This window comes from Paenibacillus oralis (assembly GCF_003863965.1).
Classification (GTDB): domain Bacteria; phylum Bacillota; class Bacilli; order Paenibacillales; family Paenibacillaceae; genus Fontibacillus; species Fontibacillus oralis.
The window spans coordinates 1,650,298-1,675,896 of the sequence record NZ_RRCN01000001.1; the positions used below are offsets into that span (position 1 = coordinate 1,650,298).

The 25,599-nt window shown below is 47.8% G+C and carries 23 protein-coding genes and 1 pseudogene; 5 read left to right on the forward strand and 19 right to left on the reverse strand.

Annotated features, from left to right (window positions below; all coding sequences use genetic code 11):
• Positions 1–16: 16 nt before the first annotated feature.
• From gtfA to EHV15_RS07835, 10 genes and pseudogenes are all read right to left on the reverse strand, one after another.
• Positions 17–1,477, reverse strand: coding sequence for a sucrose phosphorylase (gene gtfA, locus EHV15_RS07795; RefSeq protein ID WP_128630735.1), 1,461 nt, complete (start codon positions 1,475–1,477; stop codon positions 17–19).
• A complete protein-coding gene (locus EHV15_RS07800) occupies positions 1,477–2,967 on the reverse strand; it encodes a CE1 family esterase (protein ID WP_128630736.1) in 1,491 nt (496 codons plus the stop codon). The genes gtfA and EHV15_RS07800 overlap by 1 nt, the downstream gene beginning before the upstream one ends.
• 62 nt (positions 2,968–3,029) lie before the next feature.
• On the reverse strand, positions 3,030–3,863 hold the full coding sequence (locus EHV15_RS07805) for an alpha/beta hydrolase (RefSeq protein ID WP_128630737.1): 834 nt from the start codon (positions 3,861–3,863) through the stop codon (positions 3,030–3,032).
• A gap of 24 nt (positions 3,864–3,887) precedes the next feature.
• Positions 3,888–5,117, reverse strand: coding sequence for an MFS transporter (locus EHV15_RS07810; RefSeq protein WP_128630738.1), 1,230 nt, complete (start codon positions 5,115–5,117; stop codon positions 3,888–3,890).
• 34 nt (positions 5,118–5,151) lie between these two features.
• Positions 5,152–5,682 (reverse strand): TetR/AcrR family transcriptional regulator, encoded by a 531-nt coding sequence (locus tag EHV15_RS07815; RefSeq protein WP_128630739.1) that lies wholly within the window; start codon positions 5,680–5,682, stop codon positions 5,152–5,154.
• A gap of 443 nt (positions 5,683–6,125) precedes the next feature.
• Positions 6,126–6,494 (reverse strand): annotated as a pseudogene (locus EHV15_RS38250) (ISNCY family transposase); the annotation flags it as partial.
• Between the two features lie 1,022 nt (positions 6,495–7,516).
• Positions 7,517–7,996, reverse strand: coding sequence for a 23S rRNA (pseudouridine(1915)-N(3))-methyltransferase RlmH (gene rlmH / locus EHV15_RS07820; RefSeq protein WP_128630740.1), 480 nt, complete (start codon positions 7,994–7,996; stop codon positions 7,517–7,519).
• Between the two features lie 212 nt (positions 7,997–8,208).
• Positions 8,209–8,376, reverse strand: coding sequence for a CxxH/CxxC protein (locus EHV15_RS07825; RefSeq protein WP_063836288.1), 168 nt, complete (start codon positions 8,374–8,376; stop codon positions 8,209–8,211).
• A gap of 158 nt (positions 8,377–8,534) precedes the next feature.
• Positions 8,535–9,974, reverse strand: a complete 1,440-nt coding sequence (locus tag EHV15_RS07830; protein WP_128630741.1) for a CAP-associated domain-containing protein — start codon at positions 9,972–9,974, stop codon at positions 8,535–8,537.
• A 183-nt stretch (positions 9,975–10,157) separates the two neighbouring features.
• Entirely contained in the window at positions 10,158–11,411 is a 1,254-nt protein-coding gene (locus EHV15_RS07835) for a S1C family serine protease (RefSeq protein ID WP_128630742.1), read from the reverse strand.
• 344 nt (positions 11,412–11,755) lie between these two features.
• Between EHV15_RS07835 and EHV15_RS07840 the strand changes: the two genes are divergently transcribed.
• Together EHV15_RS07840 and EHV15_RS07845 are read left to right on the forward strand one after the other, a co-directional pair.
• Complete coding sequence (locus EHV15_RS07840) at positions 11,756–11,965, forward strand: hypothetical protein (RefSeq protein ID WP_128630743.1); 210 nt, start codon at positions 11,756–11,758, stop codon at positions 11,963–11,965.
• 141 nt (positions 11,966–12,106) lie between these two features.
• The gene (locus tag EHV15_RS07845) at positions 12,107–13,150 is read left to right on the forward strand and encodes a LacI family DNA-binding transcriptional regulator (RefSeq protein ID WP_128630744.1); all 1,044 of its coding nucleotides are present in this window, start codon (positions 12,107–12,109) and stop codon (positions 13,148–13,150) included.
• 394 nt (positions 13,151–13,544) lie between these two features.
• Here the strand turns inward: EHV15_RS07845 and EHV15_RS07850 are convergent, their stop codons facing one another.
• Positions 13,545–14,408 carry an AraC family transcriptional regulator gene (locus EHV15_RS07850; protein ID WP_178075791.1) on the reverse strand — a complete coding sequence of 288 codons (864 nt, stop codon included), beginning with the start codon at positions 14,406–14,408 and terminating at the stop codon, positions 13,545–13,547.
• Positions 14,409–14,563: 155 nt separating this feature from the next.
• Here EHV15_RS07850 and EHV15_RS07855 point away from each other — a divergent pair, with 155 nt between their 5' ends.
• Positions 14,564–15,958, forward strand: a complete 1,395-nt coding sequence (locus EHV15_RS07855; protein ID WP_128630746.1) for a family 4 glycosyl hydrolase — start codon at positions 14,564–14,566, stop codon at positions 15,956–15,958.
• Positions 15,959–15,968: 10 nt separating this feature from the next.
• On the opposite strand, the gene EHV15_RS07860 is transcribed toward EHV15_RS07855, so the two are convergent.
• Complete coding sequence (locus EHV15_RS07860) at positions 15,969–16,280, reverse strand: hypothetical protein (protein ID WP_128630747.1); 312 nt, start codon at positions 16,278–16,280, stop codon at positions 15,969–15,971.
• A 121-nt stretch (positions 16,281–16,401) separates the two neighbouring features.
• Between EHV15_RS07860 and EHV15_RS07865 the strand changes: the two genes are divergently transcribed.
• Positions 16,402–17,079, forward strand: a complete 678-nt coding sequence (locus tag EHV15_RS07865) for a GGDEF domain-containing protein (RefSeq protein ID WP_128630748.1) — start codon at positions 16,402–16,404, stop codon at positions 17,077–17,079.
• Here EHV15_RS07865 and EHV15_RS38015 read toward each other — a convergent pair.
• The 3 genes from EHV15_RS38015 to EHV15_RS07880 all read right to left on the reverse strand — a co-directional run bounded on the left by EHV15_RS38015 (position 17,031) and on the right by EHV15_RS07880 (position 20,652).
• On the reverse strand, positions 17,031–17,243 hold the full coding sequence (locus tag EHV15_RS38015) for an aspartyl-phosphate phosphatase Spo0E family protein (RefSeq protein WP_342773960.1): 213 nt from the start codon (positions 17,241–17,243) through the stop codon (positions 17,031–17,033). The two genes, EHV15_RS07865 and EHV15_RS38015, sit on opposite strands and share 49 nt — an antisense overlap.
• A 508-nt stretch (positions 17,244–17,751) precedes the next feature.
• A complete protein-coding gene (locus tag EHV15_RS07875) occupies positions 17,752–19,134 on the reverse strand; it encodes a helix-turn-helix domain-containing protein (protein WP_128630750.1) in 1,383 nt (460 codons plus the stop codon).
• 168 nt (positions 19,135–19,302) lie between these two features.
• Positions 19,303–20,652, reverse strand: coding sequence for a helix-turn-helix domain-containing protein (locus EHV15_RS07880; protein WP_246061905.1), 1,350 nt, complete (start codon positions 20,650–20,652; stop codon positions 19,303–19,305).
• 532 nt (positions 20,653–21,184) lie between these two features.
• On the opposite strand from EHV15_RS07880, the gene EHV15_RS07885 reads away from it, so the two are divergent.
• The gene (locus EHV15_RS07885; protein ID WP_128630752.1) at positions 21,185–22,150 is read left to right on the forward strand and encodes an Rpn family recombination-promoting nuclease/putative transposase; all 966 of its coding nucleotides are present in this window, start codon (positions 21,185–21,187) and stop codon (positions 22,148–22,150) included.
• 554 nt (positions 22,151–22,704) lie between these two features.
• Here the strand turns inward: EHV15_RS07885 and EHV15_RS07890 are convergent.
• From EHV15_RS07890 to EHV15_RS37230, 4 genes are all read right to left on the reverse strand, one after another.
• Entirely contained in the window at positions 22,705–23,442 is a 738-nt protein-coding gene (locus EHV15_RS07890) for an amino acid ABC transporter ATP-binding protein (protein WP_128630753.1), read from the reverse strand.
• A gap of 14 nt (positions 23,443–23,456) precedes the next feature.
• Entirely contained in the window at positions 23,457–24,128 is a 672-nt protein-coding gene (locus EHV15_RS07895) for an amino acid ABC transporter permease (protein WP_128630754.1), read from the reverse strand.
• A gap of 33 nt (positions 24,129–24,161) precedes the next feature.
• Positions 24,162–24,956 (reverse strand): amino acid ABC transporter substrate-binding protein, encoded by a 795-nt coding sequence (locus EHV15_RS07900; RefSeq protein WP_128630755.1) that lies wholly within the window; start codon positions 24,954–24,956, stop codon positions 24,162–24,164.
• Positions 24,957–25,056: 100 nt separating this feature from the next.
• Entirely contained in the window at positions 25,057–25,578 is a 522-nt protein-coding gene (locus EHV15_RS37230; RefSeq protein WP_128630756.1) for a GNAT family N-acetyltransferase, read from the reverse strand.
• Positions 25,579–25,599 lie beyond the last annotated feature (21 nt).

The window sequence follows — 25,599 nt, forward strand, 5'->3', positions numbered from 1 at the left end:
AAAGTAAAAGGCAAGGTTATAAAACGATTCCCTCTTTATTGTGATCCAAATACGTAATTTCATATTCTTTCGTCCGAAAATCAGCACGGAGTGTTGTTCTGTATTCTTGATTTATCCAGGTAATGCCCAGTTTCCCGTTCTCCAATTCTTCGTCTATTTCTATAGTTCCATCAAAAGCCGGATAGGTATTGCGAAAACGCATAATCTCATACAAGCGCTGGAGCATAGGAAGTTTTACTCGATCTTCAATTTCTGCTCTTGTATAGTTGTGACGGTTAATACTTCTTGGTTCACCTATACGCTTGAGGCTTTCTATATCATTCTCGCCTGCCAAGAGACCTACATAGTAAACCTGAGGAATACCTGGAGCAAAAAGTTGTACAATTCGCGCAAGCATGTATGCTTCCTCATTTTCATCAAGTGCAGAATAATAAGTTGACATCAACTGATATTGTTTCATTTTGGAACCTGACATCTTAACCATTCCAGCAGGCTTCTGAATATACTTTTGGGTTACCTCCAACTTCTGGTTTATTCTTTCTCTTACCAGATCAATTTCATTCTCATCCAGTAAACCAGCAACATCAACTACTCCGATTCCATCATGGGTATCAAGTGTGGTGAATTGCTTGCGTGGGCAAGTCTTGAGCCAGTGAATCAATCTGTCCGTCCTCCCTGTCATTAAACCGTGAAGCATTAGCATCGGTAATGCAAAATCGTACACCCAATGTCCCTTTTCTGCCATTTTGAGCTGTACTTTGTAATTCTCATGTATTTCTGGCAACATCTCAGTACCGTGCGCTCGAAGTGGCTCCATTCCGATATCCAGTACATCCCACACTTCTGGTTCAACAAAGAAACAACTGGTGCCTGGTTTCTTCGATGCGTACGCAAAGGCATCAAATCGAATAAGTGGAACATATTGGGCTAAATGCTCCAGGTTTCGCTTAAAATAATCCTTAGTAGCCTGTGCCCATGGATTCACATCTACTTGTTCTTCGAAGAAGGTGTTCCACAGTTTTACAACCTTGCCATCCTGTCTGGTGAATTCCTTATAAGGACCTTGTAATTTTCGCCGGTAAAGGGCTTCCAATTCTTCTTCAGTTGGCTCGCCGTTTGGCCAAAATTCGTTCCAGTGAATGAACATTTCCCTGTATGGAGAAGAATCACCATTTTTCATGTAATCTTTGAATTCTTCACTACGTATAGACACATGGTTAATCATAAAGTCTGCCATCAAATAATATTTTTCGGAAAATTTACGAATGTCATCCCAGTCACCGAAAGCCGGATCTACTATATCATAGTTGATTACTGCAAACCCACGATCGCCCGAAGAAGGATAAAAAGGCAAGATGTGGACACCGCCGATAATACCTTGAAAATGCTTATCCAGTACTTCGTACAGCTCCTTGAGGTTTCCCCCCATACTATCGGAATAAGTAATTAGCATAATTTCGTTCTGTATCTTCTTCATTAATGTTCCTCCTCTAATATTTCATCCCGAATAAGGCGAGCCATATTCAGAGACAACTCAGCATAATGATCAGTGATATAAAGCACCTCATCACAATATGAGACGTGGTGATTGAAGAGTCGTTGGCAAATCCACTGTATAGGAATGTAGACTTCACCATCTTTATATACAGATTCACAAAACATGGAGTAGATTCGATTTTCCATGATACAACCGATACTTCCACGGGCAAATTGCAGCATTCTTCCATCTTTTAGCACTATTTCAACGGAATGGCCCTGATTGAAATAACGACACTGCTTGTCGCCAAAAACGTCAGCTACAAATGAGGCAGGTACTAAAAAATATTCCCCTCTACTGATAGCGCTTCCATTTAGTCCGTGATACTTTAACTTTTTATGTCTGATTACCGGACCCTGCATCTTGACCAATTGGTTGTTGACAAATGCCTTAGTTCTCCCTAACGCAAGAGCTATTCCATATTTATCGCCCTTTCTCGGGGATATTGGTTCTGTATTGACAATATGTCCTTGTTCATCACGCCTGATTCCAGAGAACAGATAATCCCATACCAACTCCGCATCATCAAAAGTCTGTCCATGGTCACGGTTCTTTACGTCCCTGAATACCAGATCGGCCAATTCCCCCTTGTAAAAAGCAAAGTTATCCTCACCTACGATTCTAATTTCCGGCAAAGTACGGCAATGATTGATTCTCTTCCAATACTCTCGATTCCGTTTAATTACATAATCAGCGTCGCCCAGGTAATGTGGCGGTACATCATCAAGCTCAAGCCGGGTTTGCCAGACAGCTAGCGCTCCTCCCCGATTGATTACTCCATCATTTTCGTCAAATAAAAGGCGCGGGTCCGATGGACCGCCAGATCCAGCCTTCCCTGCAAACACTTGTCCGTAATATCGTGCCATTTGGCTTGTCATCAGGTTGCCCATTGACATCCCTTGAATAAATACTCTGCCCTCATCAATGTTATATTTGCACTTCATTAGCTCAATAAGTTGAAGCACAAAGTTCATATCATGGTTATTCTCTGGTTGATCCGAAGGAGGGTTTAAATATATTCCTTCTTCATTTGGGGCTGTTGCCACCACTATTTGCTCAGGATCACATTCCACGTTCCAAAACCGTCTATCACTAGCATTCGGGAAAAGGACAATAAAACCTTCACGATCAGCAACCAGTGTCCACGAGCTGTAAACAGCCTGCCCCCACCCCGTCATTAAACCACCATGCATGGACACAACCAAGGGTACTTTTTGGGTTCCATCGTATGCAACTGGTACATATTCATACCAAGTGTTGTTAACCTCTCCCACAACATGACCGGTATGTTCGATCAATCTTGCAGGGTACACTTGTGAGTTGTTTCCATTCTCATTTACGACCATGTCGGAATCTTTTATTGCTTCCGGAAGATATTCCCGATTATCATCATTTGGTGTTCCCGGAAGAATCACAATTTTCTTCTCCATAGAAATCAACCCCTTTTTTAGTTTATTCCTTCTGTATGGTCGGTTAATTTTACAACCGAAAGTCAGAATCGACTCTGCCCCGTATCGCTCAGACCAAAGAATTCCAAGGCGTGTTGTATCGCCAGATCCCAGAATCTCCACTCATGACCATATCCCTCAAGTGTCCAGAACTCTGCATCAAGTCCAATCTTCTTGGCATGTTCTTGGAAAACAGTGAAGTTCTCATAAATTAGTTTATCCTTACTACCACACGCAAATAATAACCTTGGAAGTTTACGGCTATCTGCAAGAGAGTTTATAATATTCCATACGTTCTCGTTGGAATGAACAAACTTTTCCAAACCTCCCGCATTATCTACCATTCCCCGCAAACGTTGATAAAAAGGGTCGTCTTTTTGCAGATCCTGTTCGGTCAGATTATTAAAGTCTACAGGTACTGCAGACAAGACAGCCGCAGCTGCGAATTTCTCAGGATAATTCACTGCAAATTTTATGGTTCCCCGTCCACCCATTGAAAGGCCTGCTATAAAGTTATCCTTGCGTTTTTCTGATGCGGGAAACCAGTTATAAATCATTGGCATTAATTCATCGATTAAATAATCGTACATATTGAACCCCAACATGCAACGGCTCCAATTTGAATAGTTACTATTTAAAGCACTAGGCATTACCACTATGAGATCCTTTTCACACGCATACAATTCGATATTTGTTTTTCTCAACCAATCCGAATGATCGCCAAATGTACCGTGAAGCAGCCATAACACCTTGTACTTCTTTTGGTTTTGGTAATATTCTTTGGCAGAAATATGATGTGGTTTGTCAGGTAAAATAATGGATATCTCATGATTAGAATGCAAAAACTGACTTTCAAAATTCATGGTCACGATGGACACACTCTTCACTCCAATCGTTCAGAATTAATCTGCATATGTTTTGTTCCTAGTCAAAGATTTTCTATTGAACAAGAAGATCACTAGGGCAATTAAAATTGGAATAATCATCAACCTATACATGATTGCATATCCATCCACCTCGCTTCCTCCATAACCCTGAACAATAGTTACAATTAATCCTGCCAAAGATGGTGTAATCAAGTATCCGGTATCTACACCTATATAATTTGTATTACCAGCGACTCCACGTCTTTCATTAGGTACAAGTTTCATGCAAAGCGTCTGGATTGAAGGCTGACAAATGCCATAACCGCAAGCCGAGAGTGCACCTGAAACTATAAACATGGGAAGAGACTTGGAAAAACTGATCACAATGAACGACAAAGCAAAAATTACAATACCAGGAATTATTGTTGTGCTTACGCCATATTTTTCAGTAAGTTTTCCACTAATAGGTCGGGTAAATAATAAACATACTGCATAAGATGTAAAAAATAGCCCAATGTCATCAACCCCAGTAGCGCCCCCGTATATCAAAATAAAAGAATTTATACAGGAGAAGGCTCCTGCAAGAAAAAACATTATAATCGTTGGTACAATCACTTCAAGTGCGATTATGTTGTCTAGGGAAATCTTAAATCTTTTATTTGGGCTTGGCGCTTCACTCTTCAGCCTCAGGATCAGCAGTAGTACCGTTCCCATCGCAACAGCACTTATTATGAACGTCGAGTTATAGCCATAGACCTTAACTAATTCCAATCCAAGTGTTGGGCCTATAGCTGTAGCAATAGCCTGACCTAAGGAGAAAATGCCTATTCCGGATGCAATTCTATTCTCTGGCAGGGCATCACTGGCTAAAGCTAAACTAAGAGGGGCAAGAAATCCCATTCCTATTCCATGAAGCAAGCGGCCTACTAGGATCATGTTGATATCGGCTGCTATTCCATAGCAGATAAATGCCAGAATAATGACACCTGTAGACACTGCTAATAATCGATTTTTTCTGAAATAACCCGTTGCAGGCCCAACGATTGGCCTTACACCCAGTGCAGTTATAGCAAACATACTCGTTACCATCCCTACAATAGTAGCGGTTCCCCCCAGGTGAGCGGCGAACTTGGGAATCAAGGCACCCGTCATAAATTGGCCCAAATTCAATATAATATTTATAATAAAAATACTTATAAAAGATTGAGTCCAAATCGTTTCCTTAGTTTTGCTTTTGTTATACTTTCTCATTTTCAACTTCCTCATAACTAAACTCCATTGTTTTTATTCCTTGAATGCCCTAGAATTCAATACCGCCCCTCAAACTATCGACGAATAACTTTACAACCAGTATAAAGCTCTCATCAATAGACACATTCGACAGTTCAAAGTACCCTGTAATTTCTAATGACACAAAACCGTGTATCATGCTTCTATATGCTCTTAAGAGATTTATATTGTCATAACCATCCTTTGAAAACTTTTTTAATGCATCAGCCATTGGATCGAGAATCATCCGAAGATGCTCTTTACCATGAACTGAAGGCATGTTGATCATTACTTTGTATAGCTCTGGATGTTGAAGGGCAAACTTTCGATAAACAACAGCAAACTCCATTAACAAATAACGGCTATCTGTAATGCCTCCCGTTGCCATAGTCATAGACTCATAAAGTTGTGATATTGCTACTTTGCCAATTTCAACACTTAAGTGAGTAGCGCTTTCAATGAAGTTATACAACGATGTAGTTGTAACTCCTAATTTTTTGGCCAAAGTATGCAGAGAGAAATTCTCAAAACCCTTTTCCTCAATCAATGATACCGCTGTCATAATAATCTTTTCCTTGCTTAATCCTTTTCTCCCTATGACAAACACCCCCAAAAGTTAATGCAATTATCTTTTATTTAATATAAAAATACACAATAAAATAAGGATATTTAGTAATGAATAAAAAAATTAATTCCACAAAAGTTAATAGTGTTAACATCAAGATAAATTAATATTGTCATGTTGTCAAGAAATAATTTGTGAAAATGTCATTATAACTGTGCTATGTAAATGTCACTTTTCTGTTGAGCCTCCCGTTTACAAAGAGGTCCCTGCATAGCTATTACGCTGTGAATACATAACATCTGGAATTAATTGTTTTGTGATACGCTTGGGTAAGTGGGTGCCGAACGTGGATTTCCAAAGATGGTCTTGAGCGGGCTTGTGTGGTTGCAAAGAAGTCGCCTTGTTTGCTGCCTTGGTCTTGCGTTCAGGTTTCTCTGTCACTTGCAGCGAGAACGCTTGGCCTTAATATGATTGATATGCGGGCTGTCATGGCCTGCCAAAGTGGAAAAGAGGCTTCTTCTCCCCGGGGCAAGTTCCTGTTCTACCGTAAGCTTTTCATTTGCCGATCGGAAGATGTTGTGCCGATCACTGTACAAGACTAAGCGGAACACCATAATTCCGAATGCCCTGTAGAATAACAAGAGATTAACCTTCCCGACATTAGTTGCGGAACACGGCACTGACAACGATCCCCGTTACGTCGTCAATGACAGCATGCAGTGCAAAAGCGGGAGCACGCTCCTCTAGCCAAGCACGTCTCTGCTTAGCTTGCTTGTTTCCTTGATATCCAGTAAAATTCTCCGCATACTCACAACAATAATCGCGTTTTATGAAGGTTGAAGGTTGACATGAAATTCAAAGGAAATATGAAATAACAATGCAAGTAACCACTTGTATTAAAAGGTGACCTATGAACGACACTCACAGCACTAGCGATAAAGTATTGATGACTGCCATCGATCTCATGTCTGAAAAAGGTTATGACGGGGTGTAAGCCAGATAAACAAAGAGCCCGACACTGAACTCACTCGCCAGTCGAAGCTGCAGCTGAAGCTTCGAGACGACCAGTCCAAGCCCTGGTGAGCCGGTTCGACGCCCTGCTCCGCCGCTCTTCGTTCCCGCCGTAGTGCAAGACCCTGCTGCACTTGATCGTGAGGATCACGTTGGACGATAGGAAGCGCGTCGGCAGCATCGAGTTCGCCTTTAATGAGGAGAAAGAGAAGCATTTTTTAAGCGCAGCCCCTTCTGAAACTCTGTTGAACCAAAATCAATATCACCACGTACGGTCCTTCTCTTGGTTGTACTTTTGGCACCATTTATGACTCCTGCAACGCCAAAAGCTAACCGATTAAACGCCATTCTAGGAGGTAGTTGATCTTTAAAAACATTGTAGTGTAACTCTCTACAGCGAGAAGCAATCGGAGGATGATTAAAATCAATTATCTTCATTGAGTGTGCGAAATCGTTTCTTATCTTTCTGATAATATGTAAGTCTCTGCGAAGACGAAGGGGATTAGCCCCAAAAGATAAATCAACTCAATTCTCGAAGAGAATATCGCGAGCCCACCTGTCCCGTAGAAAAGATCCATAAAACTTTCTGAGTCATCCACAAATGTATTCTGCAATAGTTCCTTCAATAACTCATCTAAAAACGCTGCGGCCATCAAAGCACAACCACGATCAGTCTCCTTATCAAGATGGAGACGAAACTCGAGTACCTCCTCCGTCCCCATCTCCTCAAACAGCTTAATGACATCTTCAGCAGCTCTTATTTATTTCTGGTTTCATGGAAATTCCCTCCTTCATCTCTCATAATATTCAAAATTTCGCCCTACTTATGATACGGTTCCCCCCGATTAATCTTCACCGCGCGATAAATCTGCTCGGTGAGGACAAGGCGCATAAGCTGATGCGGCAGCGTCATGCGCCCGAACGACAGCCGCTGCTGCGCGCGGCTGAGCACACCATCAGCGAGCCCGTGGCTGCCGCCGATGACAAAAGCGACATGGCTCGTCCCGTACGTGCCGAGCCGGTCGAGTTCGGCGGCCAGTTCCTCCGAGCTCCAGAGCTGGCCGCCGATGGCGAGCGCGATGACATGCGCGTCGCTCTTGATCTGCGCGAGGATCCGTTCGCCCTCGCGCTCCTTCACCTGAAGCACTTCCGCCTCGCTCATCGTCTCCGGCGCCTTCTCGTCGGGCACCTCGACGATCTGAAACTTCACATATGGCGTCAGCCGCTTCGTATATTCGGCGATCCCTTGCACCAGGTACTTTTCCTTCAACTTGCCGACGGCAATGATTTGTATGTACATTATTCAACCCCCTTTAAGCTTCGTAAATATATCAGCGGATAAAGTCGCCCCAATCCAGGAGCAGCAGCGCGGCAGCGTGCATTTCCGGTTCATTGGCCTCACTCCTCCGGGAATCTTTTTACTTGTTAGATTGCTCCGGAGATCGCATATTTAGGCGGCTCTACCCAACAAAAAAGGCCGCTTTCCCCCGTGGAGAAAACCGCCCCGCTTCCTCATACCACCAAAAACCGCGCCTCTTGCTCGCATTCCTGGCACTTCACCGGCGGCTCCCAGTCGATGAACTTCGTGTGCTCCAAATCAACCACATCGGGCGCCTCTTCGAATTCGTCCACGAACATATCAATCGCCAGTTCCACATGATCCTTGCATACGACATACATAAATTCAAAGCATCCTTTCTCTTCCCGCCGCCACCCGGCGGAATCTTCCGTAATTACAGGGTGTCCTTTATCCTTTCTACCATACTCCGCGAAAAAAAGGAACCGCCCAAGCCGCAAGCAATCGCACGGCGCCGGGTGATTCCTTGATCTTTTTTACATTAAGGCTTACTAAAAAGCAGCGTATAATACATCGGATAATCGCTGTTACCGGTTCCTTCCGCAGCCCCGACCCCGAGCATCGTAAACTTGCCGCTCAGCATTTCCGCCCCGCTGCTCTTTTTGTTGACCCATTCGTAATAGACAGCAATCGCGTCGGCATTACCTACCCGAATGTTTTCGCCCCGGTTCCGATAGTCCCCCAAACCTTGGGCGATTAACCGCTCTTCGAGCGTTTGTCCGTCCGGAGTTTCGACCCCTACGTAATTCCGCTTGGCCATATCCTGACTGTGCAGTCTGGCTGCGGCTGCAAACTCTTCATTCCATACCAAGGGGCCTAGAACTCCTCTTTTGACTCGGGCCGTATTCGCCAAATCAAACATCTCACGCTCCAGAGCATCCAGCGGCACCGAAAATAAAGCGGTTTTGGCCGTTAACGCGTCAACGTAGCTCCGATCCATCCATAACGCCCCATCGACAAACTCTTTACCGATAGATTCCCCACGTTCGTTATTCTTGTATAAGTGCAGGTAGCTCCCATTAGGTCGGTAAACCAGTTCATAATCCGATACATGCTCCGGCTCCCCCCACAGATCACCCGCCCGGTCCAGCAAGCCATCAAGCCCATTCGCATTCCCGTCACCGAACTGCCACTCTCCACCATTGGAAAATAACGCAACAACCCGGTTATCCGTGAGGCCGATTTGTTTGTAACACTGATAATTCCGGTTGTAGACGTACCACTCCATGCCGGAAGAAGCAGCGTCTTTGCGATCCGGTTTGCCGAGCAACTCCGTTACCTTTGATTCCGCATCGCCTAGTCCAAGGCCGTTCAAACTTATTCCCGATGCCGTTCCTTCGGGGCCGCTCAAAACCGCGCAGGGCTGTGCTTTTTCCAATCGATATAGAAACGTGACAGCCTCTGCCCGGGTCAGTTTATCACCGAAAGCAAACGCCGCCTCTTCACCAGACTTGCCTTCGGCGATCTCTTGGGTAAACATCCATAGGACCGCTCTTTGTTCCGGCAAAGATTGTCCGGCAAGGGCAGCTAACAAACGGGCGGCTTGACCGCGGGTAACAGGAGCGTCTGGCTGATGTTCCACCGGCCAATCTGCCTTGGTGGCATAAGCGTAATAAGGAGCGTATTCAGGTTCGCCCTCCTCAAGTTCATCCAAGGGCAGCTCCGGATAAGCGCGAAATATCATCCCCAGAAATTCCGCTTCCGACACAAACTGGGAGGGACGAAACGAACCATCGGAAAACCCTGTAGCCACCCCGTTAATTTTAGACCACCGAACAGCCTGGAAAGCCCAATGGGACCTTGGTATATCGGTATAGTCATCACTTCTTGCTCCTTCCGCCTGCCTCGGTCCCATCGTCGCCGCCCCTGCCGCTACGACGATCACTAAACAAAACACCAATCGCATCATCCGTCTAAACACAGCTTACAGTTCACCCTCATTCCATAGAATTACATCCACACCTATATTCTAATGGAATTAGAGGATTCCTCTGTATCTCTTGTCACTTATCTGCATCGCTTGTCAACCCATTGATCTGCTACGGCTTTCCTGATGTAACGGAATCTTCATCGTTCCTGCGGCTATAAGCCTTGGGAAATTCAATTATTTATCTTCAAGCCCTGCATCAATCTCCGCGTCCGACGGCTTGTCGGAGAGCTTCATCGTAACGCTCTGCAGCTTGCCGTCCCGGTAGTAGCTCACCTGCAAATCGTCGCTGATCTTCTTATTTTCATAGAGATAACGGCGCAGTTCCATCGTCGATTGGATCGGCTGCTTATCGAGCTGAATGATCACGTCGTTCAACTTCAGCCCCGCTTCCAGCGCCGGCCCATGGGCCTCCAGTACAATGACGCCCTCGGTGACGTGGCTCGGCAGCTTCAAATCTTGACGCTGCTCGTCAGTGATCGGCGAATACGGATTATCCAGATCGAGCGTATACACGCCTATATAAGGACGGACGACTTTGCCGTGCAGCAGCAGATCATCAACCGTCTTCATCACATCGTTCACCGGAATGGCAAAACCCAGCCCCTCCACACCGGTGTCGGCGATTTTCATCGTATTGATCCCGATCAGCCGCCCGTCCAGATCCACCAGCGCCCCGCCGCTATTGCCCTCATTGATGGCCGCGTCGGTCTGGATCACTTCCTGCTCCCAATCGTAAACCCCGTCTTGATTCAGCGAGACCGGAATCATCCGGTTCGTATAACTTACGATGCCGGACGTCAGCGTGCCCCCCAGCCCGAGCGGATTGCCGACAGCAATGACCGTCTCCCCGGCGCGAAGCTTGTTGGAATCGCCGATGTCGATCACCGTATGGATTCCTTTATCGTCAATCTCCAGCACCGCGATATCATTAATCGAGTCCTGGCCGGTAACTTTGGCCTTGTGCGAAATTCCGTCGCTCGTCACCACTTCCAGGTCCTCGGAACCGCTAATGACATGCGTATTGGTTATAATGTAAGCCTTGCCTTTCTCTTTCTTGAAAATCACGCCCGAACCGAGCGCCGCCCGCTCGGGTTCCTCGTGCGACAGCTCGCTGTGGTTCAGGATACTGACCACCGCCGGAGCCGCCTTGCCCGCGGCCCAGCTGATCCGATCGAACGGATCTGTAGGTTTCGGGGCCGCCCCTGTTGAAGCGTCACCCCTGGAGGTAGAGGAATGAAGACCCACAATAAAGCTAAACAACAAAACGGCGACAACCGCGCTCAACACGGAAGAGATCAATGAGATTTGCAGCGTGGACAACCCTTGCCCGCGCCGTATCTCCAGCCAACGTCGTTTACCGCCCTCGGACATGCGCAAGCGTCGACCCGGCACTTTCGTTGAATAAAAATCATCGTCAAACAATCCCATCGTACTCTCTCCCTCCATACTCTATCCCTGATCTCGCCGCCATGTTCTTTGATCTGTTTTACGCAAAACAAAGGTCCCCTTCAACTGTATGCCGGTACGGCAAAACCATATGTCAGGCATGCATCATTTACTCTGACGCCGCGCTGAGCTTATGAGTTGCTGCCATCACGGGATGTTTGGCAATTTTTTCTTTAAATTAGGAATGTTTGACTGCGTTACGGACTACACTATAGTAAAGCGATAGATTGATAGATTTATTTTACCATATTTTGATGGCACGGAAGCCTTTTTCTATCAGGTAATTTTCGGATTTTCGCCTTAACTTAAAACTTGAGGAGGTACCTATGGATTCCTATTATTCTTCGCCCATGAACGAAGTGAACGTTTTGGCCAAACTCGCCGACATGAAGGAGGATCATTACCACCAGCTGGTGACTCTCAGCGCGATTATCGAACTGTTGACGGAAAAAGGGATTTTAACGCGCGAAGAAATCGAGAAAAAAGCGCTGGAAATCGACGAGTTTATGACCCCTCCGCCCTATCCCTCCGTTTAGGCGGCTCCCTGGTAGGGGGCTTCTGTTCCTCTTTTATAATATAAGCCTTTTGTTTTTGGCGGACGTTCCGCAGGGCTTGTTATACTAATGTTAACAAAAAAATTCCAGGGAATGGAAAATCCGCCGCAAGGAGAAATCGAAATGAAGGTTAGTATTTTTGACGTGGCCAAAAAATCGGGGCTTTCGGTCGTTACCGTATCCCGCGTGCTGAACGGGGTGGAAACCGTGCGGGAGAAAAACCGGCAGAAGGTGCTCGAAGCGATAAAGGAGCTGGATTACCGCCCGAATGCGGCCGCCCGCAGCCTCGCCAGCGGTAAAACCGGCATAATCGGCGTAATCGTGACGACGCTGCACGACCCTTTTTTCGATGCGGTGGTCAAAGAGTTGAATGAAGTGCTGGCACTGCACGGGTACTATTTAGCCGTCTCGGTTTCGACCGGGATCGGCGAAGGCGGCAATCATTACCTGATTCAGGAGGACCGGGTTGACGGCCTGATCCTCCTCTCGCCGGTAGAGGAAGACAATTTTATTTTGGAGCTGAAGCGGCGCGGCATCCCGTATGTACTGATCGATCATCAAAAGCCGGAAAACGACGCTTTTTCCGTGACGGTCGACAATTTCAAAGGCGGATATGCGGCGACCCGGCATCTACTCGAGCTTGGCCGCACCTCCATCGCCCATCTGTGCGGTCAGGAGGTGTTCCGCAGCACGCGGGAGCGGCGCGGCGGCTTTATGCTGGCGCTGGAAGAGCAAGGGCTTGAGCCGTTCGACGTCGTGTACGGCGATTTCGATATCGCCTTCGGTTACAAGACGTGCCAGCGCTGGCTGCGCGAAGGCAAGCTGCCTGGGGCCGTGTTTGCCGGCGACGACAACATCGCCCTCGGCGTCGTGAACGCCCTGATGGAGGCCGGCGTTTCCGTGCCGGAGCAGGTCGCGGTCGTCGGCTACGACGATCACTACATCGCTTCCCGGCTCCGCCCTCACATGACCAGCGTCCGCCAGCCCGCCGACAAAATCGCGCTGGCCGCCGCCGACATGCTGCTGAAACGCATCGACGGCAAAATAAAACGCGGCGCCAGCCAGCGGATCGACCCGGAGTTGATCGTCCGTGAGACGACAGCCAACAAGGAGTTCCTGCCGAGCTTTTTCCGGAAGGAAGCGGCAGCAACGAAGGAAGTTGACTAATACTTAAAGCATGATGCGATCACCCTTTAAATGTGCATTGGTTCATTTCCCCCAAATGCACATAAAGGAAAAAAATGTCGTTATTCCTGCGATTCCCCTATTCAAAGAGAAATAGAGGAATTTTATGTCGTTATTTACTCAAAGCGCTAGGATATCCCCGTGTTCTAGTCCATTCCTAGGATAATAAGGACAAAAAATTCCGCTAATGGGGATGAACATGCTCATTTCCGGATAATAAGAACATAATATTCCGCTATTTTTAAAGGCCACAGTTGGTTGGTTCCAGTACCCGGCCTTGCAAACACCGTTTCTAGAGTGGGATCCCGCTTCGGGGCCCTTTTTGCATGGCTCACTTAAATAAGCGAGCTCCTTCCCACGTCCTTCCCCGCCTCCTTCACCCCAACATCCCCTGCTCCCTTCGATACCCCTGCGGTGAGATGCCCTTGACCTTCTTGAACACGCGGCCGAAATGCGTTCCGCTCTGGTAGCCGACGCGGTAGGCGATCTCCGTCACCGGAAGCTCCGTCTCCCGCAGCAGCCTGCAAGCCTGCTCGATCCGGACGCGATTAATATAGGCGACCAGCGTCATCCCCGTCACCCGGGGAAATATGTGGCTAAGGTAATACGGGCTAAGGTGGAACCGGCCGGCAAGCCCGCTTAGGCTAAGGTTCTCCTCGTAATGAGCGGTGATGTACTTGGCCACCTCGGCGATTTCGCGGTAAGGCCGCTTCCCCGCCTCCGCTTCCCCATCATCAACGGGACGGTTTTCCGCCAAGCGTACCAGGTTTAGCAACAGTTCCGACAAAAGAAGCCGGCAATAATCCTCGTACCCGGTCTCCCTCCGGCTTTGTTCGGCAAGCATCCGGGAGAACAGAGGCTGCATGAAATTTTGTTCTTCCGCGGTTAGCCGCACCACGGGATAATCCTCGAACAGGCGGTTGATCTCCCCTTCCCTGCCCGGCAGATAACCGGCGAACGCTTCCGTGCGAAAATTGATCAGAATCCGCTCATGAGGCTGCGACAGCCTGCCGGAGGGCGAAGTTTTGTGCAGCACGTCCATCGGGATCAGCACCACATCGCCGCCGCGGATATGATACGTTTGATTTTTGATAAAATAGCAGCGTTCCCCGGACACCAAATAGTAGATTTCCCAGGCATCGTGAAAATGCTCCCCGACCATGGTAAACCGGCCCGGCTGCCTGACCGCTTCGATCGTGAAATGACGCTCGATGGGCTCGAGCTGTCCTTCGATATTCATCCCGGTTCTCCCCCTGCCGCAGGTGAATTTACTTCCCCAGTCCATTTCAGCAAAAAATGTAGAATCCGGCGACCAATTCAGCAATAATCGTGCTGTAATCGCTCTCATTTTGTTCTATCGTAATTGTAACACAACACGAAGGAGTGAATAAATCAATGGATTTGAAAATCGCTTATATCGGGGGCGGATCGCGCGGCTGGGCCTGGGGTTTGATGAGCGACCTGGCTTTGGAGCCGGCGCTTTCGGGGACCGTTGCTTTGTACGATATCAACTTGGCGGCCGCCAAAGCCAATGAGCAAATCGGCAACCAGCTGCTGGAGCATCCCGAGGCCGTCGGCCGCTGGCGCTACGAAGCGGTAGAGACGCTGCCGGAAGCGCTGAAAGGAGCCGATTTCGTCATCATCTCGATTTTGCCCGGCACCTTCGCCGAGATGCAGTCGGACGTTCATGCGCCTGAAGCTTACGGCGTATATCAGTCCGTCGGCGACACCGTCGGCCCGGGCGGCGCCATCCGCGCGCTGCGCAGCATCCCGATGTACGCCGAAATCGCCGCCGCCATCCGCGACCACGCACCAAGCGCCTGGGTCATCAACTACACCAACCCGATGAGCGTGCTGACCCGCACGTTGTATGAAGTGTTCCCGGGCATCAAAGCGTTCGGCTGCTGCCATGAGGTGTTCGGCACCCAGTCCCTGCTCGCCGAAATGCTTAAGAATATGCAAGGCATCGAAGACGTACGGCGTCAGGACATCGAGGTGAATGTGCTCGGCATCAACCACTTCACCTGGCTCGATCGCGCTTCTTACCGGGGCACCAACCTATTCCCGCTTTATCGTGAATTTGCGGTGAAATACGCCGCGGAAGGGTTCAGCGGCCACGCCGATAAAGACCACTGGATCAACAACAGCTTCTCCTCCGCCAACCGGATCCATTTCGATTTGTTCCTCCGGTTTGGCCTGATCGCCGCCGCCGGGGACCGCCATCTCGCCGAATTCCTGCCAAACACCTGGTACTTGCGCGATCCCGAACACGTCAAACGCTGGAAGTTCGGCTTAACCACCGTCTCCTGGCGGACCGATAACCAGAAAAAACTATTGGATCGCAGCAGCCGCCTCGTCTCCGGTGAAGAGGCATTTACGCTGAAAAACAGCGGTGAAGAGGGCATCGCCATGCTGCGCAGCCTGACCGGGGCCAGCGGGCCGATAGTGACCAACGTCAACCTGCCGAACCGCGGCCAAGTGGCTTCGCTGCCGCTGGGGGCCGTCGTCGAGACCAACGCCGTGTTCAGCGCGGACAGCGTGCAGCCGGTATTGGCCGGCAGCCTGCCGGACGACATCAACAACCTGGTCATCCGCCACGTTTACAACCAGGAAGCGCTGGTCAAAGCCTCGCTGAACCATAACCGGGAGCTGGCGCTGCGGGCGTTCACGAACGATCCCCTGCTCTCCGCCCTAACGCCGGAGCAAGCGGAGGAGCTTTTCGTGACCATGCTGAACAACACCAAGGCCTATTTGCCGGATTGGCTGTTGGAACCGTACGTAAAGGCCTGATGATCGCTCATTAATCGTAAAATAGGTGCACCTGCGGCTCCCGTGTTATTGCTTTTCCATGCATCCTATTCGGCTGCCTTTCTCCCATATAAAAGAGATTCCCAACCCTCTGCACTTTCTGTACAATCACAGATAGCGCTGGCAGCGAATCGCGAAATTTCTCGGGTGATTCCGAATATGGAGAACAATAACCGATGGGAGCCCAATTAACGTATATATTACGCTTGTCGCCACCTCCGGCGTACTGTCCTTGTTTCTGGGCATTTACGCGTTCATCAACCGCAAAAACATACCATTCGCGCGGACCTTCCGCGATGTTCATTATTCCCCTCATCACGCTGCTTATGGTGGCCACCAACGATGCGCTTCGAAAGCATGCGGGAAGGTGTCATTGTCCTGGACAGCGCCCAGCGGATCGTTGACTTCAATCAGGCTTGACCGGAATGATGCCGGAGATCGGAAGCCGGTCGATTGGCCAGCCGCTGAGGAAAGCGTGGCTTGCCTTAACGGGTTCGGACTTCCCTGCGGTAGAAAATATCGACGGTATGGGGAAGGAGCTGGGGTGGAAGGTTGGCGGGTTCATGCGGTTTTTTCTCGTGCGGTCCTCCTCCGTTCTCGGCAAAGGAGGCGAAACGCTGGGCACGCTGCTTCTACTGATCGACGTGACCGAGCAAAAAGCGCTTCAGGACGAGCTCGAGCGGCTCGCCTATGCCGACGGTTTGACCGGCATTGGCAACCGGGCGGATTTTTTCAGACAGGGTCTGGCCCTGTTGGAGGAAGCGGCAGCGGCTGGAACGTGCTGCTCGTTCATTCTGTTTGATATCGATTTTTTCAAAAAAATCAACGACACCTACGGCCATGAATCCGTGGACCACGCTCTGATGCATGTTGCCGAGGTGTGCAAGACTATTCTTCTGCCGGAGGCCTTGTTTGCCAGGTATGGCGGCGAGGAATTTATCATCGGCCTGCCGGGAGTTTCCATCCGGGAAGCCGGGGAAGTCGCGGAACGGCTCCGAACTGCTTTGGAAGGCGAACCGTTCGATACTGCTGGCGAGCGCCCTGAGCCCTTGGTTTATACATCGGCTCTTTTCTTTGCGGAAACCAAAATGCCGAACCTGTAGTACTGATTAATGAGCTCGTCCAACCGCACGGATTGTTTCAAGACCAGAGCGTGACCGAGCCCGTAGATCATCTCTAATTGGACAAGCCTCTTTCGGGCTAATTCAATCCTTATTTTTAGTTTTTCGGGGCTTTCCATCAACGATTTCCCTCCTACCGCCATCATTCTAATTTATGATGGTAAACTCCAAGGTATGGCCCGTTTGTCAGCAGTGAAACTTTCTTACAGAGGGAGGAGGGAGTGAAAGAACATCGATCCGGAACTTGTTAAGCAATCCACGAAATGCAAAAGTGCATCTTATTTTCGCCCAAACACCCCGATCATAGCCCGCCAAATGCAAATGTGCAGTTCATTTCCGCTCAAAATTCTCTTTTTTATCAAATAGCCCCTTTTCAAATGTAGTTTTGCATTTCAATCGCCCTAGAGCGGTAATTTAGGGAAGATTGAATGCACTTTTGCAGTTGAATAAGTCAAGTTGGTGTTGTTCTTGCGAGTATAGAACTGCTAGGTTTCATTCAGATAAAAAAAAGCTCCCCGGATTAAAAAATCCAAGAGCGCTTTTTCCGTCTGAAATTAAGCTCCCAAGCCGTGGCCATTTATTGTGATGCCTGGATTGAGCTGTTTTCCGATAGGGAGGATTGAAATAACCGGTGCCGTTACGACTGCCGCCAGACTACATGCAGCTATTAATAAAGTCAATTTTCTTTTCATTCAGTTCTTGCACCTCGCCAATTAAAATTTTGTACCGCCGGTTAGCCTCTTCAGTTGCTAAATCCCTGTTTTGTTCAAATAGTCCTATACTTTTAAGCATACTGATGACGCTGTAAATTTCAATAGCGAATGCTAAACTGTCAAGAACATACGTTAGTCCTCGGTCAAACTCATTTTTGTTTAAATAATACTTACCTAAACCAGCTAATAAGTTTGCATACCGATCATCGGTATATTGCACGCTAATTTTCCCGAATCGGTAATGCTGTTCTTGATATGTTAGATAGGGTTGAAACCTTTCAAGTACAAAATCAATATTTATATCAAACTTGTTTGCCGCAATTACGATCTCGCAAAGTGCCGGAAAGATTTCATTTTCCCTCGTGGAAATATACTCTACATAATCCTGCATAACCTCTACTTTGCCAGTCATCAATTGATATAAGTAACGATTGCCTTCGGCCCATTCTTGAAATTGAAGGATCACAACAATTTCATCTTCATCGGGGTGCTTCACCCAACTACAATCCGTGTAGAAAGAAACGTAATTCAATGCATTCTCATAGTCAGCCAAATAAAAATGAGCTTCACCCAACACTAAATAGGCATACAAAATGTAAAAAATGGTCTGCTTTTTGGTTTCTGCTGATTTTTTGCTCCCGCTTAACTCATAATGAATGGTTGCTTTTATTTTTAGTTTTTCTGCTAATTCTATTAACTTATCCCAACGACGCAGAGAAGCAAACACATTAATTAAATCATTAAGCGCATCCAACTGATAAGATTCATCAAGCCGATCCACAAAATGTTCAAATTGCAAAGCCAGCAACAAATTTCGATTCTGATCCTTGGACAACCCTAACGTAAACAACCGGTATTGGCATAGCGCCAGCCGCTCAGAATGCTGCTTCTGCTCACTCTCCGCAATTGATTCATAAAGTATGGCAGCCGCTTTCCATTTGTTCTCGTGAAAAAACTGCTCGGCCAAGTTAAACAACAACGGTATGTAAGCAAGGTTATCCATCATTAACCGAACCGATTGCTCAATACAGTCGAGCTTATTCAGCTCGGCGCACCGCTGCAGAAATGGTCCCAACCTACGCCAGTCCGGCGCGGCCTGGAAAAAGCATTCATCAATATACAATTCATAAAAATGTCCTTCGGGCAGTCCCATCCCCGCCGTAATCCGGTCAAGCTGCTGCATGGCAATAGGCCGATGCCCATTGATAATGCCGCTTAACGTTCCGGAATTGATCTGCGTAAGTTCGGAGAATTGATTGAGCGTGATACTCTTGTTTTTTAAATAAGCCTCCAACTGGGAGCGAATCGTCGTTGCCGCTTTCAAGTGAACACCTCCTTTTGCACAATAATGGAATAAACAACCATATATGACTAATAGTATAGGCTAATATAACATCGGTCAATAAGGAACAGGAGGAAAATGTTACAAAATTAACTTTTTTCTAAAAAAAGAAAACCTCGACGGTGCGGAACCGATCAAGGTAATCTTATTTTATACACTAATATCCGCAAAACTCATTTTCTCATATAACTGTTTGTACTCCCGGTTTACTTCATCAGAGGCATAGCTTCGATATTGTCCAAACAATTCCACACTTTTCAGCATTCCGTGCCCACTACGGGTGTCAATAGCGTACGCCAAACTATCTAAAACAAACCTAAATTCCCGCCCTAAGTCACTTTTCCTTAAATAATACTCCCCCAAACCCGTTATTAAATTTAGGTACTGGTCGTTAGTACACTGTTCGCTAATCTTTCCGATGCGGTTACGTTGCTCTCGGTAGTTCAAATAAGACTTGTACTTCTCAAGTATAAAATCGATATTAAAACCATACCGGTTAGCCGCAATAACAATTTCGCATAGAGCGGTAAAAACTTCGTTTTCCCGGGTAGAAATATACCTCTCGTACTCCGGCAAAACCTCCACTTTCCCGGACATTAATTGATACAGATAACGATTGCCCTCAGCACACTCCTGAAACTGGTGAATCACGACCATCTCATCTTCATTTGGATTTTTCACCCAATCGCAGTCCGTATACAGGGAAACATACTGCAACGCATTTTCATAGTCTTCTAAATTGAAAAGTGCGTCACCTAATTCTAAATAGGCATATAAAACATAAAAAATATTCTGCTTCTTAGTTTCCGACGACTTTCTACCGCCGTTCAGTTTATAGTAAATAGTTGCCCTTACTTTTAATTTTTCCGCCAATTCTTTGACCTTATTCCATCTGCGCAGTGAAAGAAACACATTGAGTAAATCATTTAACCCATCCAATTGATAAGGTTCATCCAGCCGGTCCACATAAGGTTCAAAACGGGCGGCCAGCAATAAGTTCTTGTTTTGGTCCTTGGACAAACCCAGTGTAAATAAACGATACCGGCAGAGCGCCAGCCGCTCGGAGTGCTGCATCCGTTCACCCTCCGAGACCGCTTCGTATAGTAGTACGGCCGCCTCCCGCTTGCCTTCATGAAAAAACTGTTCGGCCAAGTCAAAAAGCAATGGTATATAGGAGAGGTTGTCCATCAATAACCGAACCATTCGCTCAATACATTCCAGCTTGTTCAGCTCGGCGCATCTCTTCAAAAAAGGGCCCAACCTACGCCAATCCGGCGCAGCATGAAAAAAGCACTCCTCAATATACGCCTCATAGAAAAAACCTTCGGGCAATCCCATCCCCGCCGTGATCCGGTCCAGCTGCTGCATGGCGATGGGGCGATGGCCGTTGATAATCCCGCTTAACGTCCCTGAGTTAATTCCCGTCTTCTCGGAGAACTGATTCAGCGTCATCCGGTTGCTTTTCAAATATTCCTCCAATTGCGTGCGAATCGTAGCCACGGATTTCAAGCAAGTCCCTCCTTCACCAAATAAACCGGAACAATAAAATACACTAATTTTATAATACGGCTAGCTGCATTATGGAGCAATAAGGAAGAAATGTGCATGATTGGGCTATGATAAAATAAGCTGATAAGGATGAAATGGTAAAAGTTATACCAATAGAATCAGGGAAATAGAACAATGCTCCCCAAACAGTAGACAGGTTAAATGTTTCTGTAATGGGGTATGTTCATGTTTAACGCCCTTGTCTGGATCGCGCTCTGGCAGTTGGAGCGACTGCCTCGTATCGATTGATCAATAATAAAAAAGAAAACCTCGATAGGTACGAGACCGATCAAGGTAATCTTTATACGCTGATTTCAATAAAAATAACATTGCTTCTCCATGATGATCGATGATATAGTTTACATATACAAAATAAAATGAAAAGTGAAGCACACTTGCTGGGCGCCTAAGGGGCGCTGTGGCGGTGTGCTTTTTTTGTTGCAAAATTGTTGGATTATGGTAGAGGAAGGGGAAGGGATTAATCATGAGTGCTTATGAACTAGCGGTAAAAGAAGAGAAAGCAAGATGGCCGAAAGGCAGGGCGTTCACCCCACATGACGAAGCGTTCAAGAAGCTGCTGCAAACCTTTTTTGCGGAGTTCATCGAACTGTTCTTTCCTGAGCTGGACAAGCTGCTCGATCATCGTCATACCCGTTTTTTGATGCAGGAGCTGCTTGTGGATATCGTTGGAGAGGAAAAGCGGACGCTGGATCTGCTGCTGGAGACGAGATACTTGGAGCTGGATGCGTACATATTGATCCACATCGAGCCGCAGTCCTACCTGGAGAACGACTTCCATGAGCGGATGTTCATCTATTTCAGCCGTTTGTTTGAGCGGCATCGGAAGGAGTATAAACTGATTATTCCCATCGCCGTTTTTACAGCGGACGAGGCTAAGGAGGAGAAAAATACGCTGGTAATGAGCACGCCGCAGCAGGCGATTTTGCAGTTTGAGTTTATGAAGGTGGAACTGCGGAAGCAACCTTGGCGGCAATTTATCGATTCCAGCAATCCGATTGCTGCTGCGCTGCTGGTGAAAATGGGATATACTAAGGGAGAAGAGAGAGAAATACGCCTGGCGTATTTGCGGATGATTTTACGGCTACAAGGAAAGCTGGATGATGCGCGAATGTCCCTGATCATGTCAGTGGCGGATCAGTATTTCAATGCCGATCCCGAGCAAGACAAGCGGTTGCTGGAAGAGTTGAAAGAACAATACCCGGAGGAAGGTGAGTCTATTATGAAACTGATGCCCGCGTGGAGTCGTTTGGGGTACGAGGAAGGTTTGAAGGAAGGTAGGGAGGAAGGTTTGGAGCAAGGGATAGAAAAGGCGGCGCTCAATATGCTTCGCGAGGGAATGGAAACATCGCTGGTTGCCAAAGTTACGGGGTTGTCCGAAGAGCAGGTAGCGAAGCTGAAGAAAACAAGCAAGCTATTTAAGACAAATTAAATAAAAGATAATACTCACACAATCTTACATGGAAACTTCGAGCCATATTTTGTGAGTCTTCGTGGTATCGAAGAAAATTTATTGGTTCTCCAGCAGTATGAATTAAATAGTATTTCAGTTCACACGCTGGTGGCGCTTAAAAAAATTCAATCCACCGCCTGACGGCGTCCTTAATGGCTCTGACTTCTACTTTGGAGCGGTTGGAGGCTCTTCCTAAACTTTGGACGCTGCTCTAACGGACACCAGCGACCTTATCCACCCATTTCCCGGGTATTTCCCAGTCTAACGGACACAGGCGACCCTATCTCGCTCTAAACCCGTTCATCCAGGACGATTTGAGGTAAATAAGGTCGTCTGTGTCCGTTACATTTTGCAAACCTCCGTTTTTCCCAAAATAACGGCTCTGCTGTCCCTTAGCCCCCCGATTCCTCTTCTCCTCCCCTCTCTACCTGCGCATCACCCTCTACCATGACCGATATTTTATAAATTCTATAATGTCAAAAAAAGAAACCGTCTCCCCTCCGGGATCCGGTCTCCAGTGAAAACTACCTGCTTTATCCATTTTGAAAATTTTTAAGAAACTGCTTCGTCCGATCCTTTTGCGGATGGTTGAAAAATTGATCGGGCGGGCCTTGCTCGACGATGTGGCCGCCCTCGACAAACACGATATGGTCCGATACCTCGCGGGCAAATGCCATTTCGTGCGTCACGATGATCATGGTCGTGTCCATCTCCGCGATCGATTTGATAACTTGCAGCACTTCGGCTACCAGCTCCGGATCGAGCGATGAGGTCGGTTCATCGAATAAAATGGCATGCGGACGCATGGCGAGCGCACGAGCAATGCTGACGCGCTGCTGCTGGCCCCCCGACAGCGTCGCGGGGTAGTTGTCCTTTTTCTCGGCCAGCCCGACCTGCTTCAGCAACTCCATGCCAAGCTCGTCCGCTTCCTTTTTCGGCATTTTTTTCACGACGATCAAAGATTCGGTCACGTTTTGCAATGCCGTTTTATTTTTGTACAAATTATAGTTTTGGAAGACCATGGCGGTTTGCGAGCGCAATTGCTGAATTTCCTTACGCGTGCAGTTTTTCGCGTCCAGTTTGGCATTTCCGATTTCAATGATCCCGGTGTCGGGCTTCTCCAGAAAGTTCAAACAGCGGATCAGCGTCGATTTTCCCGACCCGGAAGGGCCGATAATCGAGAGCACCTCCCCGTCCTTAATCTCGAGATCGATGCCTTTGAGGACCTCCAGGCCTTTAAAGCTTTTGGTTAAATTCGCGACTCTAATCATATCCCATTCAACCTTTACGTCCGGTATGGACGCTCCAAGTATTTTTCCAGCAGTTGTTGCAAATAAGTGTACACGATAATCATCGCCCAGTAGATCAAGGCCACGGCCAAGTAAGCCTCAAAGAACCGGAACGACTCGGCGGCTTGCATTTTCGCTTCCGCAAAGATTTCCACGACCCCCAAAGTGAAGGCGAGCGAGGTTTCTTTGAGCAGCGAAATAAACACATTGCCCGTACCCGGAAGGGCATTGCGCGCCGCCTGGGGCAAGATGATGCGCCGATACGCCTGTACCTTCGTCATTCCTCCGGTTAAACAAGCCTCCATCTGCCCTTTGTCCACCGACAGAAGCGCAGCACGAAAGATTTCCGCAAGGAAAGCGGCCTGCTTGATCCCAAGCCCGATAATCGCCGCGGTGACCGCATCCATTTTCGTAAAAAAAGGAAACAACTGCGGCAAACCGTAGTAGATCAGGAACAACTGCACCAGCATCGGGATGGAGCGGAAAAATGAAATATATACGCTGGCCAGCCCCCGCAGCCCCCGGTTGGAGCTGTTCCGCAGGAACGCCAGCACAAGCCCGACCACCACGGCGATGACCATCGCTACGACAGCCATAAGCATGGCAATCGGAATGTACTTCATCGCACCCGCCATCGCCACTAAAATATAAGAAGGATCAAAATTCATATCGAATCGCCTGCTCTCCATTCACCTGAGCCATTACTCCGGTTTTACCGTAATATCTTCTCCGAAGTATTTATCAGAAATTTGCTTGAGCGTCCCGTCGTCTCTCAACTTTTGAATCTCGGCGTTGATTTGCTCGATCAAAGCGGCATTTTCTTCATTCTTGACAAACGGGAACGCGACATCCTCGTAATGGAACGGCTCACCGACAAATTTCAACGGCAAGTCCTGCTTCTTGATTTCGGCCAGCAGGGACGCCTTGGAGTTCACGTAGCCGTCCACGCGCTTGTTCAGCGCATCGTTTTGCGCGCCGTCGCGGGTTTCGTATGTCCGGACCTTGATTTCGCCTTTCGTATCGAACTTCTCCAGGTTTTTCACGTTTTGCGAACCAAATACACCGGCTACAGTTTTGCCTTTCAGGTCGTCCAACGTGTTAATATTCGTGTTGTCTTTATGCGTAACAATCGTCACCCCGGCGTAGGAATACGGAGTCGTGAAATCGTATTTGGCCTTCCGCTCATCCGTCACCGCAACCGCGTTGGCGATCGTGTCGATTTTGCCCGTCTCCAATTGTCCCGTTAAACCGCTGAAATCCGAATTGGTCCACTCGACGGTGTAACCAAGATTGGCGGCCACTTTTTCGATAACTTCTACATCGAAGCCAACCAGTTTGTCCCCATCTTTATAGCTGTTAGGATAAGATTGTCCTGTCGCCCCTACGCGAAGCACCTTTTTCCCGTCTGCCCCTCCGGAATTCGCACCAGAGCAAGCGGTAGCGAGCAGGCCGATCAAAAGTATAGAGATTAAAGTAAAGAAATATCTTTTTTTCATTTTTGTTTTTTCCCCCTCATTCATGATGTTATTCTCTTACTTCGACAAATTCGACAATTTAATGAGTTTCATTATATATATTCCTATCAGACTAGTCAACTTAATGTCGTTTTTCGCCGTCTTGCTTTAGCATACCCGGAATGAGGATTTTTTTCATGTAAATCGTAATATGGCCTTTACCCAGATCCTTGGAGCCTTCAATTTCGTACCCGCGCCGCTTGTACATTTCGATCAGCCATGGATGCTTGTCCGCCGTGCCCAGCGAAACGGCCGGAGATTTCAAGGTATCGCGGACGATCGTTTCCTCGCACCAGGAGATCATCTCCCGGCCGATCCCTTTCCGCCCTGCATCCGGTTCGCTGGCAAACCACCACAGATGAGGCACGCCGAACGGTCCCGGGGACGGGCCCCATGGCATTCTGGCCGAGATCGTGGACACGATTTTTCCGTCCTCTTCCATCACGAAACAGAGGTTTTCCCGGATATTTTTTTCCACCAGGGCGAGGTCCGCCGTGGCGGCGGCAAAGTTGATGCCGAGCTGGCGGATCGGTTCATAAGCGCGCAGCGATAAATCGAGCAAAGCAGGCGCGTCGTTCAAGGTTGCCATACGAAAATTAGCCATGTTGTTCTCCCTCCATTGATG